Below are 17500 nucleotides of genomic sequence, written 5' to 3'. Positions count from 1 at the left end.
GTTAAGGTATAAGTTGGGTGCTGAGCGCAGTTTTCAAGCGTACAAGTTGGTGAAAATAGGTGAGTTACGGTACAATAAGGCCTTTGCAATAAACTTAATTTATAATGGCTATCGAGGAAATTATGAGCTTACCCAATTGCCCTAAATGTGATGCTGAATATACTTATGAAGATGGTGCGTTACTGGTATGCCCTATGTGTGCTCATGAATGGACAGCGGCAGAGACTGATGCGGCAGAAGCTGAAGAGCAAGAGGCAGTCATTCGTGATGCAGTTGGCAATGAGCTGCAGGACGGCGACGCGGTAACCGTGATCAAAGACCTAAAAGTAAAAGGCTCTTCAACTGTCATTAAAGTAGGCACCAAAGCCAAGAGTATTCGCCTGTTACCAGATGCGACTGATGGCCATGATATTGACTGTAAATTGGATGGCTATGGTCCGATGAAGCTCAAGTCATCGGTAGTGAAAAAAGCCTAAATAGATCGCTTATAAAAGCATTGTATTGAGCGCAGTTTTAGTGACTGATAGGATTATTTGTTTTGACATTTAAGGTCTACTAACTATATGAATGCATAAGCTTATTTATGTTTTTGATAAAGATATGCAAAAAGATGACCACCTAAACTTAGGTGGTTTTTTTGTATCATTATTCCTAAATCAGGGTGATGCTAAGTTTAAAAAATATGATGAGTCTCTCCAAAATCGTTTCGTATATAAGGCACCTTATAACCGCTTATTTGATACTCGTTTTAAACTTCTTTAACTATACCCTTAAAGTCAACATGGTTTTTTGTAAGAAATAATGAATAACTATGTAGTTTTTCTTTATATATAATAAAATAAATACGAAAAAGTGGTTTTTCTGAAGTATTTTTATTAATTTTGTGAGGAGGGTAAGTTATGACAAAAAAGCCAAGTAAGGTTGAAAAAGTAAATGATGTTTACATTACTGATAAAAAAGGCATCGAGAAGTACGAAACCAAAAAGAAAGAAGATGGCTCTCGCGTAAAGACCAAAGAAGTCATTGATCAAGTATTACTGAAAGATTTGGCTGATGGTAATATCGATAGTATTTCTGAGCATTTACAAGCCTTGATTCATGATGTTTCTCCTGATGATTTGATGAAACTTAAGGATATATTTGCTAAACACGCACTTGCCAACTACGTAAAGACAGGTAGTATCAAAGATGATGAATTGTCTGATAATTGGCGTGAAGGTGGTTATCCATATAAAAACCGATTATCACGTAAAAACTATGAGAAGCAAAAATATCATTTGCAGGTTGAGCTGTTGAAGCTACAGCATTGGGTGCGAGATACTGGACAAAAAGTAGTCATCGTCTTTGAGGGTCGTGATGCTGCAGGTAAAGGTGGTACGATTAAGCATTTTATGGAACATCTTAATCCGCGTGGTGCTAAGGTGATTGCACTTGAAAAACCAACCGAACAAGAGCTCGGACAGTGGTACTTTCAGCGCTATATTCAGCATTTACCCACTCAAGGTGAGATGGTTTTGTTTGACCGCTCTTGGTATAACCGAGCTGGTGTTGAGCGAGTCATGGAGTTCTGTACCGATAAAGAGTACGAGTCTTTTATGAAACAAGTGCCTGACTTTGAAAAATATTTGATTGATTCAGGCGTTCATTTGATCAAGTTTTGGTTTTCAGTCAGTCGTGATGAACAGCGACGTCGATTTGCCCAACGTGAAGCGCATCCCTTAAAACAATGGAAATTGTCACCGATTGATAAAGCCTCTCTCGACAAATGGGACGATTATACACTTGCTAAAGAAGCGATGTTTTATAATACAGATACTGCTGAATCGCCATGGATTGTGATTAAGTCAGACTGTAAAAAACGTGCTCGTCTAAATGCCATGCGTTATGTACTCAATAAACTACCGTACGAAAATAAAGATAAAAAGCAGGTGGGTAATGTCGATCCACTCATCGTTGGTCGTGCAGGAGCTTTATATGAGCTGGGCGAAAAAGATGATTTAGCGGTTTAAAGCAGCGGCTTCTTGAAATAAAAAACCACTTAGGTAAGGTCTAAGTGGTTTTTTTATTATCAATATGTTTACACTCACGTGGATGCAAGGTCACTGGTAAATACACTTTCCTCTAGTATTAATGATTTACAGTGTCCCATGTTCCACTCATGGTGGCTGACGATAATTAATAAATCATTTTTTTGATGTGCGCGCACATTTTGCCACACCTGTGCTCGAGTATCTGTATCAAGACCAGCAAATGGCTCATCGAGCAATAATACTCGCCGCGGTTTGAGCAACAGTCTTGCCAAAGCGATACGTCTTGCCTGACCACCAGAAATAGCTGCACCATATTCGCCGAGTGGCGTGGTAAGCCCTTGTGGCTGTGCTTGTAACCACGATGAAAGCCCAACTTTATCTAAAGCCGCAATCAATTCAGCATCAGAGGCATTTGCCTTTCCCAAACGTAAATTAGCTGCCAAACTTTGATCAAAAATATCGAGCTGCTGGCCTAAGTAACCAAGTTGATCTTTCCAATCGTAATCATTCCAAGCTTTACCGTTTAAAGTCACCTCACCTGATAAGGCAGGTAGTTCACCCGCGAGCATTTGTAGTAGTGTGGACTTGCCGCATCCTGAAGGGCCGCGAATGATCAACGGTGTGCCCGATTGAATAGAAGCACTGACATTTTGAGCACCCACCAATGCTTTGGGTATTTTTGCATAGACGTTTTTCAGCTCTGCTGTGAGTACATCAGTAGGCAGTGGTAATGAAGGGTGAGGTACGTTTATTTCGGCAGGCTCGTTTGTGGCATCCACTTTGCTTACCTTGTCTTTTGTCATATTAGCACTATCAGACTGTTGCTTTAGCAAAGCATTCAAACGATTTTTGGCGGCAATACTGTTTCCTAGTGATAGATAGTTTTGACCTAAAGGCACAACGATCTCTTGAATACCAAGTAGCCCAAGTATCACTGCTAATATTAATGGTACATTGAAGGAGGCACTTGTATCTGATGTGGCAACAGCAAACAACACCGCTAAAATGCTTAAATAAAAGAGCCATTGAATACCTAAAATATAACCTGATCGCTGTTTCTGTGCCTGCCACTCTAACTTCTGTAAGGCATTGTCTTGAGCCGTATAGTCTTTGGTTTGTGTATACCATTGTTGCCATAAAAGCAGTTGGGTAATGATTGCTAACGGTGCAAGCAGTTTATGGCGGCGAGATTCAGATGCTTCAGCCAGCCGTTGTGCTTGAGCTATACCTAAGTAGCTGGCGCACAAGGGTAGGAGTAGTGCTAGTGTTAGTAGAGCAAAGATAACCAGCTTTAATAGGGTACTGATAGGCAGTACAAAACCGATGAAAACAGCCAGCAGTATCATCGTTATGGTGCTAATCAACCATGGGGAAATAACCCGAAGTATGAACTCATCAAGCTTGTCGATGTCGCTGACCAGTCGATGCATATATTGAGAGGAGTGTAGAGCTTGTCGTTGCTCTGCTAAAGGTTTAGCCGCCAAGCGACTAAAGAAGTTTAATCTGAGAGTTTTTAATAAACCAAACACCGCATGATGCGAGACCATTAGCTCACCATAGCGACTGGCTGTACGAGCCATCGCTAGCATGCGTATGATTCCTGCTGGCACCATGTAGTTAAAAGCATGTGAGCCAACGGCCAGCATACCTGCTAAAGCGGCACTGGTGATAAACCAGCCTGATATCATCAGCAAGGCGATGATAGAAATGGCAAATATCAATCCTAGCAGCCATGAGATGAGCCATAAATCAAATGACGGCTTGAACATATCCCGCAACCGAAAAGCTGGTAAATGCTTATCCGTCATCTGATGTTCATGCGGGTTAGGTGATATACGCTGGCTCATTGTGCGCCTCCTAACTGATTAGGTGGTTCATTATCATCGAGAGTTTGGTGGTTAGCCGATAATGGTAGTGATAGTTGAATCACATTGTCTAGCCAATCCAGTTGTTCATGCGCATGTGTTACCCACAATACCGTTTTATTACGACTAACCGTTTCAAGTAAAGCATGAATATGTTGGGCAGTATCAGGATCTAAATGCTCGGTTGGTTCGTCGAGTAGCCAAAGACTGTCATCACGCAGTAGTAGTTGAGCGATGCCTAAGCGCTGCTGCTGACCACCCGATAACCCCTGTCCACGCTCACCAAGCTGAGTGTTGATACCGTTAGGTAAACGTTGAATCAGCGACCATAAAGCCACCACATCAAGTGCTTTAATGAGCTCTTGCTCTGTTGCTTTAGGATTGGCTAGGCGCAAATTCTCTGCAATCGTTAACGGCATCAGTGCCACTTGCTGTGCTAAATAACCTATATTTTGTCGTAGTAACTCTGGGTCAATATGGTGATAAGGCACTTGCTTAGTACCATTAGCATTCATGAAGGTGATGTCACCTTCATAAGGCACAAAGCCCATCAATGCTTGGAGCAGACTTGATTTACCACTGCCACTATCGCCAATCAAAGCGACCCGTTCACCCGCTTTTATATTAAAAGTAGTGGGTGCCAGACGGGTTCGATAAATGGGTTTGAGGCTGGACTGAGTATCTGATGTAGAATCAGATGGCAGTTGATTGTCTAACTTTGTCGAGGTGATTATTTGGCTGCGGATACTTAGGTTTGACAGCTTTATACCGAAAGCATGGTAGACATCTAATGACGTTGAACCAGCAGTATCTATATTAGGATCAAACTTATGATTGTTGTCATTTGTATCAGTAGTGCTCACTGGTTTTGCCGCTTCAATAATCGGCAATAAGCTTTGTATAGCGCCTTCAGCTTCTGCTTTAGCATGGTAGTCAGCACCCAGCTGGCGCAATGGTAAATAAAACTCAGGCGCTAATAATAAGATAAACAATGCGCCAAAGTATGGTACTGGTACATGACCTTTATCCCACGGCAAAATACCAATTAAGCCAAAGCCAAGATAAACGGCCACTAGCGCAATGCTCAGTGCGGCCAGTAGCTCCAAGACAGCACCGTTTAAGAAGGCAATTTTCAGTACATCCATAGTACGGCGGCGATAATCTTCGCTACTAATGGCTAAGTCATGGCCTGCTATATCAGTGGCTTGTAAGCGCTTTAATGTTGGCATACCACGTACCCAATCTAAAAAGCGACCACTAAGCTGAGCCAATGCAGTAAATTGATCCGCGCTTTTACTGGCTGTTAAATGGCCAATCAATATCATAAATATAGGTACTAAAGGGGCGGTCAACAGCAGGAGGGCTGCGGCAACCCAACTTTGCCATGCGACAGCAATCAATAGAATAATAGGCGTACTGGCAGCAACCTTGCGTTGCACACTAAAACTGCGGATAAAACCATCTAGCGCATCAGTTTGGTCAATAATTTGGCTAGATAAACTGCCATCACTACCAAAATAGCGTAGGTTTGGCCCTAGTTTTGCCATGATTGACAATAAAGACTCTCGAAGATCACTGCGTACTTTGAAACTGGCGCGACTACTAATGAGCTCGCGTCCACTGTTGAGCAGTGGGCGTAGTATAAAACAAACTGTTAGCGCTGCAAGCCAATAGTTATTGACATTAGTGGCGAGTGGTAACTCATTAAAATAGTTGTGAAGCCAAGTGCTAAAAAGGCTGGCAAGTAGCCATGCTTGGTAGACAAACAGCAATGTATTGATGATAGTCAGCAGCCAAGCTAAGTTAAGAGGACGTTTGACCGATGCTACAAGCTCTTTGAGAAACCGTTTCTCGGCATTCGAAAGTGTTGCCATAGTATTATCTGCCGGCACAGTAGAAGTTAAAATAATAGGGTATATCTTCAACTCAATCGATGATTATCTACATGGACTAACCAGCGCTAAATTTTATACTCTTGAGTCATTATTTATAGATATAAATATACACTACCATCAGTTTATCAGACGGTCATAGTATCAGTAGAACAGACGTGACTGACAAGTATTATTGATACATTATCTTAGTAAGCCTTCATAGTATTTGGCTTACCAGGGTCTAAAATGCTCTGGCTTAGAGTGCTGACATTATGGCGAGGATGTAATTTTCTGTAAACTATGTAATAATTCAGGCTTAAAACCACATAATTTATGTGGTTTTAAATGCTTGTGTTGATTTAGCTTAAACATTATACTATTAAATATATTGTAATTGTTAATAGTTTAGAATTTTTGTTTTTATCTTATTGCCATTTTATTAGGGCTAATAGAGTGGTTATTGCTTCGCTTCTTGTTGGTTTTTTTGGTACTACTTTATATTTAACCAAGTGTTTGCAGCTTTTAAGAATAGTGGTGACAAACATAAATGAATATTGGTACCAAAAAGGCTCAATCTTATGGGTAACGCAGGGCTAGTAGCTAAGTTAATTAAATATATTCAATAGATAAATATCTCTGATATAACATACAGGGTGTTTGTCTTGATAGTGAACTGTGCTGGTAAGCCCTTATTTTTAGGGAGTTTGGTATGATTACTGAACATCTAGTAGACATGTCCCGCTTGCAGTTTGCGGTGACAGCGCTTTACCATTTTTTGTTTATTCCACTCACGTTAGGCATGGTTTGGCTCCTGGTAATTATGGAGGCTGTCTATGTAACCACAGGGTTACAAGTGTGGAAGGATATGACGCGTTATTGGGGCAAGTTATTTGGTATTAACTTTGCGCTTGGTGTCACGACGGGCATCACCATGGAGTTTCAATTTGGCACCAACTGGTCTTATTATTCACAGTATGTAGGTGATATTTTTGGTGCGCCGCTTGCCATTGAAGGTCTGATGGCCTTCTTTCTTGAATCTACAATGGTAGGGTTATTCTTTTTTGGTTGGGACAGATTGTCTCGCTTTCAACATTTGGTTGTTACTGTCTTGATGGCAGTCGGAACCAATCTTTCAGCATTATGGATTTTGATTGCCAATGGCTGGATGCAAAGCCCTGTCGGTGCTGAGTTTAATTATCAAACCATGCGCATGGAAATGGTTGATGTTTCAGCCATTCTATTTAACCCGGATGCCCAAAACAAATTTGTGCATACGGTATCGGCAGGTTATGTCGTGGGCTCATTGTTTGTGTTGTCTATTTCAGCCTTATACTTGCTGCGCAAACGTGATGTCGAATTTGCCAAGCGCAGTTTTCAGGTAGCAGCGGCTTTTGGTCTAGCGTCTATCTGTAGTGTGATTGTACTGGGCGATGAGTCAGGTTATTCCGTTGGTAAAGCCCAACAAACCAAATTGGCGACGATGGAAGCGATGTGGCACACTGAGCCTGCGCCAGCACCGTTCAATTTGATTGCTAGTATTAACGAAGAAGAGCAGAAAAATAACTGGGAAGTGCAGATTCCTTATGCGATGGGACTGATCGGTACGCGTTCTTTGGATACAGAAATCCCTGGTATACATGATATTAAAGAATTAAATCGTGAACGCATTACCACTGGTATCACTGCGGTAGGACTATTAGAGCAACTGCGTGAAACGCCAGATGATATGGCATTAAGGGCTGAGTTTGATAAGGTCAAAGATGACTTAGGATTTGGACTTCTACTTAAAAAATATACCGCTGATGTCTCACAGGCCACACCTGAAATGATTCAGAAAGCCGCAGATGACACCATTCCTAAGGTAGCACCGATGTTTTGGTCTTTCCGTATTATGGTAGGGCTTGGATTCTTAATGTTGGCGTTATTCTTAACCAGCTTGTGGTTTACTTTTAAAGGAACGTTTGCTGAAAAAACATGGTTACTTAAATGGGCTGTTGTGATGTTACCAGCACCTTGGATAGCAGCTGAGCTTGGTTGGTTTGTCGCTGAATATGGTCGTCAGCCTTGGACTATTTATGGTGTACTGCCAACTTATGTATCAACATCGAATATCGGTGTGGCGAATGTTTATTTGTCGCTTGCTGGGTTTGTTGGATTTTATACCATCTTGTTGATTATCGAGATGTACTTGATGATCAAATACGTGAAGTTAGGGCCAGCAAGTTTGGGTACGGGACGTTATGATGGCGAGACACCTCGCAATGTAACGCCGACTGCCGCGGATCAGGAGGTGACTCATGTTGTTTGATTATGAAACATTAAAAATAATGTGGTGGCTGATCGTTGGTGTGCTGCTAATTGGTTTTGCCATCATGGATGGGCATGATATGGGGGTTTGTACCCTATTGCCATTCATTGGTAAAAATGATGAAGAACGCCGTCTAGTTATTAATACGATTGGACCACATTGGGAAGGCAACCAAGTTTGGTTTATTACTGCAGGTGGTGCATTATTCGCTGCCTGGCCTATGGTTTATGCAACGGCGTTTAGTGGTTTCTATTGGGCGATGATGGCGGTTTTATGGGCACTATTTTTTCGACCAGTTGGGTTTAAGTATCGTAGCATGGTTAAAGACCAAAGATGGCGTAATGCATGGGACTGGGGGCTGTTTGTAGGCTCATTTGTACCTGCGGTGGTCTTCGGTGTTGCTTTTGGTAATCTATTCTTGGGTGTGCCATTTAGCTTTGATAATACGTTACGATCGACTTATACAGGCAGTTTTTGGCAACTATTAAGTCCGTTTGCTATTCTTTGTGGTTTAGTCAGTGCTACCATGTTAATCATGCAAGGCGGTACCTATTTAGCTCATCGTACAGAAGGTCTTATTCAAACACGTACGATTCGTTACACCATGATTTCTGCTGTGGTGATGGTCGCATTGTTTGTTGGGGCTGGTTTTTGGGTACAAACGCTTGATGGTTATGTCATTACATCAACAATTGATCCAGCTGGCCTACCGAATGTGCTTAGCAAAGAAGTGGTTTCGCAGCCTGGTGGTTGGATGACTAACTTTGCGACTTATCCAGTGGCGTGGGCCTTCCCAGCATTGGGTGTATTGATGGCATTAGTAACGGTTATGTTATTAAAAATCGGCAAAACATTGACAGCGTTTGTTAGCTCAAGTATCGCCGTATTAGGTGTTATCATGACGGCAGGTATCGCATTATTCCCATTCATTATGCCATCATCAACCTTTCCAAACTCTAGCTTGACGATTTGGGATAGTGTTTCTAGTCACTTAACACTAATGATTATGCTCTATGCTGTGGCTATTTTTGTACCACTCATTGTGATTTATACCAGTTGGGCGTATAGCGTCATGCGCGGTAAAGTCACTGCCGCTTATATCCGTGAAAATGATCACACGCTTTACTAAACGGTCTACTAATTTGGAGAGAACAATATGTGGTATTTCGCCTGGGTACTGGGGTTAGGATTCGCAGTGTTATTGGCCATTGTTAATGCAATTTGGTTAGAGCATGAGCAAGGTCGCTTAGAATCATTTTCTCCTAAAAAGAAGCAGCAGGAAACACCTGAACCTGAGAAACTACCTTAGTAAAACAGTGGTCAATTATTCTGGTAAAGCGCCTGAATGATAGCTGTTTTTATAATAGGTTTTTATTAGTTAGATACAAAGTGAGCTCAGATGAGCTCACTTTTTTTTGTTAAGATAGGCGCACCAAGCCGTTTAATCGATATTTTTTATCAATATAATAAAGAGTCATGACTATGAGTACTAAAAACGAACAACTTTTTGCCCAAGCTCGCAAGCATATTCCGGGCGGCGTTAACTCACCTGTTCGCGCGTTTGCTGGGGTAGGTGGCACGCCTATTTTTATGCACCGCGCTAACGGCAGTAAAATTTATGATACAGAAGACAACGCCTATATTGATTATGTTGGGTCTTGGGGACCAATGATTTTAGGCCATGCGCATCCCAAAGTAATCGATGCCGTTAAAAAAGCAGCCGATGATGGCTTGAGCTTTGGTACACCCACGCCATTTGAAACCACCGTGGCTGATAAAATTTGCGACATCGTTCCGAGTGTCGAGATGATTCGTATGACCAGCTCGGGCACTGAGGCTACCATGAGCGCGATTCGCTTGGCTCGTGGCTATACGCAGCGTGACAAAATCGTTAAGTTTGAAGGCTGCTATCATGGTCACTCAGACAGCTTATTGGTAAAAGCCGGTTCTGGCATGCTTGATATTGGTGAGCCAACGTCAAAAGGTGTCCCAGCTGACTTTGCCAAGCACACGATTACGATTCCTTATAATAATCCGCAAGCGATTAAAGATTGTTTTGAGAAATGGGGCGAAGAGATTGCCTGTGTTATCTTAGAACCAATCGCTGGTAACATGAACATGGTCATTCCTACACAAGAATTCCATGATACGTTGCGTGCCGAATGTACTGCTAATGGTGCGGTATTGATTTTTGATGAAGTGATGACTGGCTTCCGTGTTGGTCTTGGTGGCGCTCAAACACACTTCGGTATTACTCCTGACTTGACTTGCTTTGGTAAAATCATCGGTGCAGGTCTACCAGTTGGTGCTTTTGGTGGTAAAAAAGAAGTCATGTCTTGTATCGCCCCACTTGGCGGCGTTTATCAAGCTGGCACGTTATCAGGTAACCCGTTAGCCATGCGCGCTGGTATCGCTATGTTTGAAGACTTAACGGTAGAAGGTTTTTATGATGAATTGGCAGCGAAAGTAGATCGTTTGGTTGATGGTTTTCAAGAGGCTGCCGATAAGCATGGTATCAACCTGCGCACCAACAAACTGGGTGGCATGTTTGGCATGTTCTTTGTTAAAGATAATGAGACGGCTGTACCTCAGAATTTTGACGACGTGACAGAGTGCGATATGGAGGTGTTTAATACCTTCTTCCACGGTATGCTAGATCGTGGTATTTATTTGGCACCATCTGCCTATGAAGCAGGCTTTATGTCAATCAAGCATAGCGATGAAGATATTGATACCTCAATCAAAGCCGCTGATGAGATATTTGCTGACATGGCAAAGGCTTAAGGTTATAAAGTAGCTTTCTGGCTTGTTTTAAACCGTCAAAGCTAGGTTTGATAAAATCTAATAAAAACCAGTATGATAATTTATGCTGGTTTTTTTATGTCAAAAAAGTGTTCTGTCTCTGCGAGCTGCTGCTAACACAGCCTACAGTTCGTTAACTATATATGCTTATCACGGTTTATCAAACTTGCGGTCTCTCAAGCTTAAATTACCACGCAGCACATCGCTATACATACGAAAGTCGCTGGCAAAGCTTTTTAAGGGAGATTTAAAGGAAGCCGGCTTATTTTTTTCAAAGAAAAAATGCCCAACCCACGCGCAAGCATAACCTGCAGCAATGCCTTTCAGTAATGGTCTTGGTGACCCAATTTTGACAGCTTTTGCTAAACCTAATAAGCCAAAACTACTGCCTGCGAAGTGCAATCGTCGGCAAGCCATGTTTTGATGCTCGTCCAAGTAGAAATCATAAAATTTTTGTTTGATGGGTGTACTGGCTTTCATTACACTCTTGCTAGATTGAGTACCAGTGGCTTTGACCTTCCTCTGTGTGGCAGTTTGGTTCATTTTTAGCTTCCTTGCTAATATAGTACAAAGTTAAATGGCTATTGTTCATTTATAAACATTCAATACGCCTTAAAACCCTTTTATTTGCTGCATACTTATAAATAGTCAGTAAGTGACTGTTATTTATTATAATATGAGTGGCTTTCAATGTAGCAAACCAATATTATTAACACAAGTATTAGATGTTACGCTGGTTTTATCAAGCAGCTTATGATGTGCTTGCCATTTCAGCCTGTTTTTGTGTCACTTGCCAGTGTTTGGCATAAATGCTTTAATGGCAAAACCTTATTGATGTGTGTGGGTTTCACTATCATCGTCGCTGTCTTATGTACTTGTGATGTTTGCACACTAATTTTCTGATGCTAGCTTCTGTTCTTTCATTTATCTAACACGGTAACGATGTCACTTATGCCTATTGAACACCTTACAAACCTACCACTTGCTGATGACGAGATGATGGCAGCCATTGATATTGGTTCCAACAGTTTTCACTTAGCCATTGCGCGTCTTGATCATGGTGAGGTGCGAAAAGTAGTCTCTATGTCTGAAAAGGTGCAGCTTGCTGCGGGATTGGACGAAAATAAAATTTTAAGTGCGGCAGCTGAAAAGCGCGGTCTTGAGTGTCTAAGTCGTTTTGTTGCTCGCTTGGATTCGGTACCACCTGAGCGTGTTCGGATAGTTGCGACCAACGCCTTAAGACAGGCCAAAAATGCAAATGACTTTATTGCTCGTGCCAATAAAATTTTACCCAAGCCAATTGAGGTTATTGCAGGGCGTGAAGAGGCTCGACTGATTTATTTGGGTGTTTCTCATACTAACGCTAGTAGTGACAAACGCTTGGTTATAGATATCGGTGGCGGTTCAACAGAGTTTATTATTGGTCAAGAGTTTGATCCGCTACTGACTGAAAGCTTACAAATGGGTTGTGTTGCCTTTACGCAAAAGTATTTTTCCGATGGACAAATCACTAAAGATGCGTTCAACAACGCTACCTTAGATGCTCGCAAGCAAGTGTTAGCGATTAGTGGTCGCTATCAAAAGATGAGTTGGAGTAGTGTGGTCGGCTCAAGTGGTACGATTAAAGCCGTACGTAACGTACTTGTATCTAAAGGCTGGGCTGATGAGCAAGAGTGCATTACTCATAAAGGCGTCAAGAAATTAGAGAAATTACTGCTCAAAATTGGTGATATCAATGATATTAATTTAGAAGGTGTCAAAGAACACCGTAAATCAGTCTTTCCAGCAGGAGTGGCAGTGCTACTTGCTATTATGGATGTGTTAGGCGTAGAGACCATTGCATATTCCGATGGCGCGTTACGTGAAGGCGTGATGTACGATATGCTCGGGCGTTTTGTTAGCGAAGATGTGCGTGATCGCAGTGTAATGGCGCTGATTAAACGTTATTCAGGCGATAAGAAACAAGCCAAGCAAGTGGTTGAAACCAGTCGTTATTTGTTTGAGCAAGCACAAGATAAGCTTGGTCTTAGCAGCGATGATGGTGACTTGCTTAGACGTGCTGCCTTTTTGCACGAGATAGGATTGGCAATTAGTCATAGCAGTTATCATAAACACAGTGCGTATCTACTCGAATATTCGGATATTCCAGGATTTTCGCAAGTCGATCAAAAGCGTATGGCGCAGTTGATGCTCAACCATCGTCGTAAGCTCAAAGCTGATATGCTTGAGCAAGCATGTACTATTGGTGGTGTTCAACTCGTTTATCTCTGTTTATTGTTGCGTCTTGCCGTACTGGCGCATCACAGTCGCAGCGATTATCAATTACCAGCATTACAACTCACAATTATGAATGATAACTGCTGGCAAATCACTGTTGCCGATAGCAGTGAGCATTATGCTTTCTTACTACCGGACTTGTACACCGAGATTGATCAATTTGCTAAATGGGGCATAAAGCTGAGCGTGGTTGAAGCATAAAGTTTGAGTTTGTTACTGTTGTTAGTATTGAGCCAAAGATAGGTGTAACAAAAGCAACTTTGTTGATAATGTCATACCAAATAAGATGTGCTACTATAGCCTTTATTGAGTTTACAACTGTACTTTTATTGTCTGAACATCGATAATGATGCCATTGTTAAATATAATTATTAAAGGGAAGCGTTTATGAGCACTGTCTGGGATAGTGTGCAGCTTGCACGACATGCCAAGCGTCCATTATTTATGGACTATGTTAATCAGTTGTTTACCGAGTTTGATGAGCTGCATGGCGATCGTGCTTATGCCGATGATAAAGCCATACTTGGTGGCTTGGCTCGTTTCAACGGTATGCCAGTAATGGTGATTGGTCAACATCGCGGTCGCAGTACTCGTGAGCGAATTGCTCATAACTTCGGTATGGCAAATCCAGAAGGTTATCGCAAAGTGATTCGTTTGGTCAAAATGGCTGAGCGCTTTAATATCCCTGTCATGACCTTTGTAGATACGCAAGGTGCATACCCTGGTATCGGTGCTGAAGAGCGTGGTCAAGCGCAAGCCATCGCGGAAAGTATTGCAGTATTTTCTAGCTTAAAAGTACCTATCATCGTGACCATTATCGGCGAAGGCGGTTCAGGTGGTGCATTAGCCATTGGTGTGGGTGATAAAGTAAACATGCTGCAAAACAGTATCTACTCGGTTATCTCTCCTGAAGGTTGTGCTTCTATCTTGTGGAAAACGGCTGAAAAAGCACAAGATGCCAGTGAAGCATTGAAATTAAACGCTATCAATCTATATCAGATGGGCTTAATTGATGCTGTGATTGAAGAAGGTGAGGGCGCACATGTGCAGCCGCAGCCAGTGATGATTGCATTGAAAGCGCTCATTGCTGAGCAGCTAGATGAGCTTAAAGGTTTGGATGCGCAAGAGCGTTGCGAGCTACGTTACCAAAAGCTTAAATCATTCAATTCAGAAGTAATGTTACCTGCCTAATGAGCTAATATCACATCCTATCAGTTTATTTTTTGACTGAATGAATGCTCGGCTTTTAATATTAGATACTTAGACTTAATGCTAAAATCAAAACGTGTCATTGAATGGCGCGTTTTTTTGTGTCGATAAATCTGTGTTTTGATTACCGTAGTAATACCATTCTAGTAATTCCATAAATCATAGTAAGCAAATAAGGTTAATTATGACCAGCAGTGCAATCCTCTCTTACGCTATCGAGCCAATCGCTGAATTACCTGCTGATGATAAGCTAGCAGCAGCTTTTTTAAATAGTATGGCTGAGTATGGTGAACAGCTGCATGGACGACGCATCTGGCTAGCCTGTAGTGGTGGTCGTGATTCATTGGCATTGGCAGCACTGTGTGTGCAGCTCTATCGACAAGATAAATTGCCATTTTTACCGCAGCTCCTGCATGTGAATCATGGCTTACAAGCAGACAGTAACGCTTGGGCTATACATGTGGCCAAGTGGGCAGCGATGCAACAGATACCGTGTCAGGTTTTACAAGCGCAAGTGAATGGTCATGATGAACAAGCGGCGCGGCAAGCCCGTTATGACGTAATGCGTGCCCGTATGAACCAAGATGATGTTTTATTGTTAGCGCATCATGCCGATGACCAAGCAGAAACGGTATTAATGCGATTGATTCAAGGGGCTGGGGTAAAAGGCTTATCTGGTATGCAGCCGTGGCGTGTACACACACAGGGCGCACATCGGATCGTATTATGGCGACCTTGGCTCACCATACAGCGCGCTAATATTAGTACCTACGCCAAGCGTTTACAGTTACCATATATTGATGACCCAACCAATGATACCGGTGACAATGTCCGTAGCGGACTGCGCCGTGATGTTATGCCAGCATTGGCACAATATAACTCAAACGTGATTGATAATATTGCTCGTAGTGCACAATTATTAAACGATGCTCAGGCGACTGTCAGTATGCAGGCGGCGCAGGATATGCAACAAGCTTCCCAAGCCTCGGTTGCTTCTTTACAGTTGCCACCTGCACAGCGCGTTATCAATATCGACGAGCTAAACGAATTACCGAGTTATCGCCAACGTCAATTATTACACTATTGGCTCGGTCAAGATGAGCCATTACCGCCTGCAAAGCAACTGATAGATGACGTATTGAACTTAGCGCAGCGCACTGACCAAAATCATCAGACTGAGCTGTTTTGGCAAGGTCGCAAACGTGCTTATACTATCCGTCGATACCGTCAGCAGTTGTACCGGCTGAGCCGTGAATGGTTGGCATGGTTTGAGATACCGCTGACGGAGCAAATGCAGATACTACCTCAGTCCTCTTTACCTGATACGAGTGTCGCGGCTGACCAACCTGTGTGTATTACCTTACGTCATGGTCAAAGTGTTATGTGGCAATTACAGCTTCAGACAAATGTGCTTGGTCAAGCCTTGCTGGCTTGTGATAAAGAATTATTAGATAGTGATAAAGCCGAGACAGTGCTTGAAACTGTAGGTCAGCCAGTATTAAAAATAACACCATTACTTCGTCATCAGCGCGTAAAAACAGCACTAGCATCTCGCCCACAATCTGGCAAGAAGCTCTATCAAACGCTTGGTATTCCATCATGGTTGCGTGAAAGTTTGGTCGTGGTTAGTGTTGTTTTGCCAGCGAGCAAAGAGGCATTGCCTGTAGAGTTCCCTTTATTGCTGGTATCGCCTTTTGAGAGTTGGCTATTGAGCTGTTTTACCTCAAGTACTAATGACTCAAATATAGATAAAGTAACTTTTGGTAATCAATTGACTAAACTGATAGTAAGCAAGTTAAATCTGAATGCAAAACCCTAACCCTAATGAGGCTTCAGGAGTCGTTTGATAGTGGCATTAAAGTCTTTCAGTTTATTGAGTTTTTTATAATATATTGACAGTGATGGCTTATTGAATTTATCAAACGGCTCTAGGGCGTGTCCTCATTTTGAAAATGGCGATAAAAATGAGATAAATAGCGGTCAAACAAGGAAAATAGTACAGATAATATCGAGATATTAGCAAGCTACTTGACGCAGTTTGGCAATGATTTAACCATTTTTAGCCCATTTATAGTTTAGCGTTCAGATTGAGGACATGCCTTAGTAGCAGTATGATAAACTGGACGTCATTTTACATAAGCTTATGTTAGTTTGAGTATTTTTAAGTTTTGGCAAAAGGGAGTAGCAATGTCAGTATTAGATAATAAAAAAATAAGTTTTATCGGCGGCGGCAACATGGCAAAAGCGCTTATCAGTGGTCTTATTGGCTGTGGTGTCAAGCCCGAGCTTATTACGGTATCAGCACCCAGCGAAGAGACGCGCGAGCAGTACGATAAGCAGCAAATGAATACGGTTGATGCAAGCGAAAATCCCAAAGATGCTGTGATTGGCGCAGACGTCGTAATATTGGCGGTCAAGCCGCAAGTCATGAGACAGGTGGTTGGTGAGTTTGCGGATGCTTTAGACAATCAACTGGTGATTTCGGTAGCAGCAGGATTGTCGACAGCGCTTTTGTCTGACATGTTGGGTGGTTATGACAACATTGTGCGCGCGATGCCAAACACGCCTTCGATGATTCAAATGGGTGCGACAGGGTTGTATGGTACTGACGATATTTCTGCGGAACAAAAGCAGCTAGCAACCGCAGTGTTAGAAGCTTCGGGATTGGTTATTTGGGTCAATAACGAAGAGCAGATGCATGCGGTAACTGCTGTATCAGGTTCAGCGCCAGCTTATATGTTCTACTTTCTTGAGTCCATGATCGATGGTGCAGTTGCGTTAGGCTTAGACAAAGAACAAGCGTCAGCACTGGCAATGCAAACCATGCTAGGTGCTGCAAAAATGGCAATGAATAGTGATGACGAACCTGCTGAATTACGTCGCCAGGTTACCTCGCCAAAGGGTACGACTCAAGCCGCAGTTGAATCGATGCAAGCTAATGAGATCGGCCGTCAAATTGGTGAGGCTATGAAAGCTTGCTCTGACCGTAGCCAAGCACTTAGTGAAGAGATGAGCAAATAGTTCTGCATACCTGAGGTGTGTCATTTTCTATTTTGCAATGATACGCCTAAGCTGTAATACCAAGTATCTGACCATGACGTTTGTCATTTTAAGACCTGTTAATAATGTCACATA

At 42.3% G+C, this 17500-nt stretch carries 13 protein-coding genes; 10 read left to right on the top strand and 3 right to left on the bottom strand.

The window, feature by feature from the left end; genetic code table 11:
* Nucleotides 1-122 precede the first annotated feature (122 nt).
* Both ACT3QP_RS04495 and ppk2 read left to right on the top strand, forming a co-directional pair.
* Nucleotides 123-476: a zinc ribbon domain-containing protein YjdM gene (locus tag ACT3QP_RS04495; protein WP_444524624.1), complete on the top strand. Its 354-nt coding sequence runs from the start codon at nucleotides 123-125 to the stop codon at nucleotides 474-476.
* Between the two features lie 423 nt (nucleotides 477-899).
* Nucleotides 900-2009, top strand: coding sequence for a polyphosphate kinase 2 (ppk2, locus tag ACT3QP_RS04490; protein WP_444524623.1), 1110 nt, complete (start codon nucleotides 900-902; stop codon nucleotides 2007-2009).
* A gap of 74 nt (nucleotides 2010-2083) precedes the next feature.
* Here ppk2 and ACT3QP_RS04485 read toward each other — a convergent pair whose 3' ends face one another.
* Both ACT3QP_RS04485 and cydD read right to left on the bottom strand, forming a co-directional pair.
* Entirely contained in the window at nucleotides 2084-3877 is a 1794-nt protein-coding gene (locus ACT3QP_RS04485) for an amino acid ABC transporter ATP-binding/permease protein (protein ID WP_444524622.1), read from the bottom strand.
* Nucleotides 3874-5769, bottom strand: coding sequence for a thiol reductant ABC exporter subunit CydD (cydD, locus tag ACT3QP_RS04480; protein ID WP_444524621.1), 1896 nt, complete (start codon nucleotides 5767-5769; stop codon nucleotides 3874-3876). Before cydD ends, ACT3QP_RS04485 begins: the two co-directional genes overlap by 4 nt.
* 709 nt (nucleotides 5770-6478) lie before the next feature.
* On the opposite strand from cydD, the gene ACT3QP_RS04475 reads away from it, so the two are divergent.
* The 4 genes from ACT3QP_RS04475 (at nucleotide 6479) to hemL (ending at nucleotide 10861) form a co-directional block, all read left to right on the top strand.
* Nucleotides 6479-8077, top strand: a complete 1599-nt coding sequence (locus ACT3QP_RS04475) for a cytochrome ubiquinol oxidase subunit I (RefSeq protein ID WP_444524620.1) — start codon at nucleotides 6479-6481, stop codon at nucleotides 8075-8077.
* On the top strand, nucleotides 8070-9206 hold the full coding sequence (cydB, locus tag ACT3QP_RS04470; RefSeq protein WP_444524636.1) for a cytochrome d ubiquinol oxidase subunit II: 1137 nt from the start codon (nucleotides 8070-8072) through the stop codon (nucleotides 9204-9206). Before ACT3QP_RS04475 ends, cydB begins: the two co-directional genes overlap by 8 nt.
* Before the next feature lie 27 nt (nucleotides 9207-9233).
* A complete protein-coding gene (gene cydX, locus ACT3QP_RS04465; protein ID WP_444524619.1) occupies nucleotides 9234-9386 on the top strand; it encodes a cytochrome bd-I oxidase subunit CydX in 153 nt (50 codons plus the stop codon).
* Between the two features lie 173 nt (nucleotides 9387-9559).
* Complete coding sequence (gene hemL, locus ACT3QP_RS04460) at nucleotides 9560-10861, top strand: glutamate-1-semialdehyde 2,1-aminomutase (RefSeq protein WP_444524618.1); 1302 nt, start codon at nucleotides 9560-9562, stop codon at nucleotides 10859-10861.
* Nucleotides 10862-11029: 168 nt separating this feature from the next.
* On the opposite strand, the gene ACT3QP_RS04455 is transcribed toward hemL, so the two are convergent.
* Nucleotides 11030-11359 carry an Mpo1-like protein gene (locus tag ACT3QP_RS04455; protein WP_444524635.1) on the bottom strand — a complete coding sequence of 110 codons (330 nt, stop codon included), beginning with the start codon at nucleotides 11357-11359 and terminating at the stop codon, nucleotides 11030-11032.
* Nucleotides 11360-11830: 471 nt separating this feature from the next.
* On the opposite strand from ACT3QP_RS04455, the gene ppx reads away from it, so the two are divergent.
* The 4 genes from ppx (at nucleotide 11831) to proC (ending at nucleotide 17386) form a co-directional block, all read left to right on the top strand.
* Complete coding sequence (gene ppx, locus ACT3QP_RS04450) at nucleotides 11831-13357, top strand: exopolyphosphatase (RefSeq protein ID WP_444524617.1); 1527 nt, start codon at nucleotides 11831-11833, stop codon at nucleotides 13355-13357.
* Nucleotides 13358-13543: 186 nt separating this feature from the next.
* On the top strand, nucleotides 13544-14347 hold the full coding sequence (locus ACT3QP_RS04445; RefSeq protein ID WP_444524616.1) for an acetyl-CoA carboxylase carboxyltransferase subunit alpha: 804 nt from the start codon (nucleotides 13544-13546) through the stop codon (nucleotides 14345-14347).
* A 202-nt stretch (nucleotides 14348-14549) separates the two neighbouring features.
* Nucleotides 14550-16184, top strand: coding sequence for a tRNA lysidine(34) synthetase TilS (gene tilS, locus ACT3QP_RS04440; protein ID WP_444524615.1), 1635 nt, complete (start codon nucleotides 14550-14552; stop codon nucleotides 16182-16184).
* Between the two features lie 368 nt (nucleotides 16185-16552).
* Nucleotides 16553-17386 (top strand): pyrroline-5-carboxylate reductase, encoded by an 834-nt coding sequence (gene proC / locus ACT3QP_RS04435; RefSeq protein WP_444524614.1) that lies wholly within the window; start codon nucleotides 16553-16555, stop codon nucleotides 17384-17386.
* Nucleotides 17387-17500 lie beyond the last annotated feature (114 nt).

Origin of the sequence: Psychrobacter sp. AOP7-B1-24, assembly GCF_052376215.1 — a bacterium.
GTDB lineage: Bacteria > Pseudomonadota > Gammaproteobacteria > Pseudomonadales > Moraxellaceae > Psychrobacter.
The sequence above is the reverse complement of the archived record's forward strand: the minus strand, read 5'-3'. Positions and strand labels throughout refer to the sequence as shown.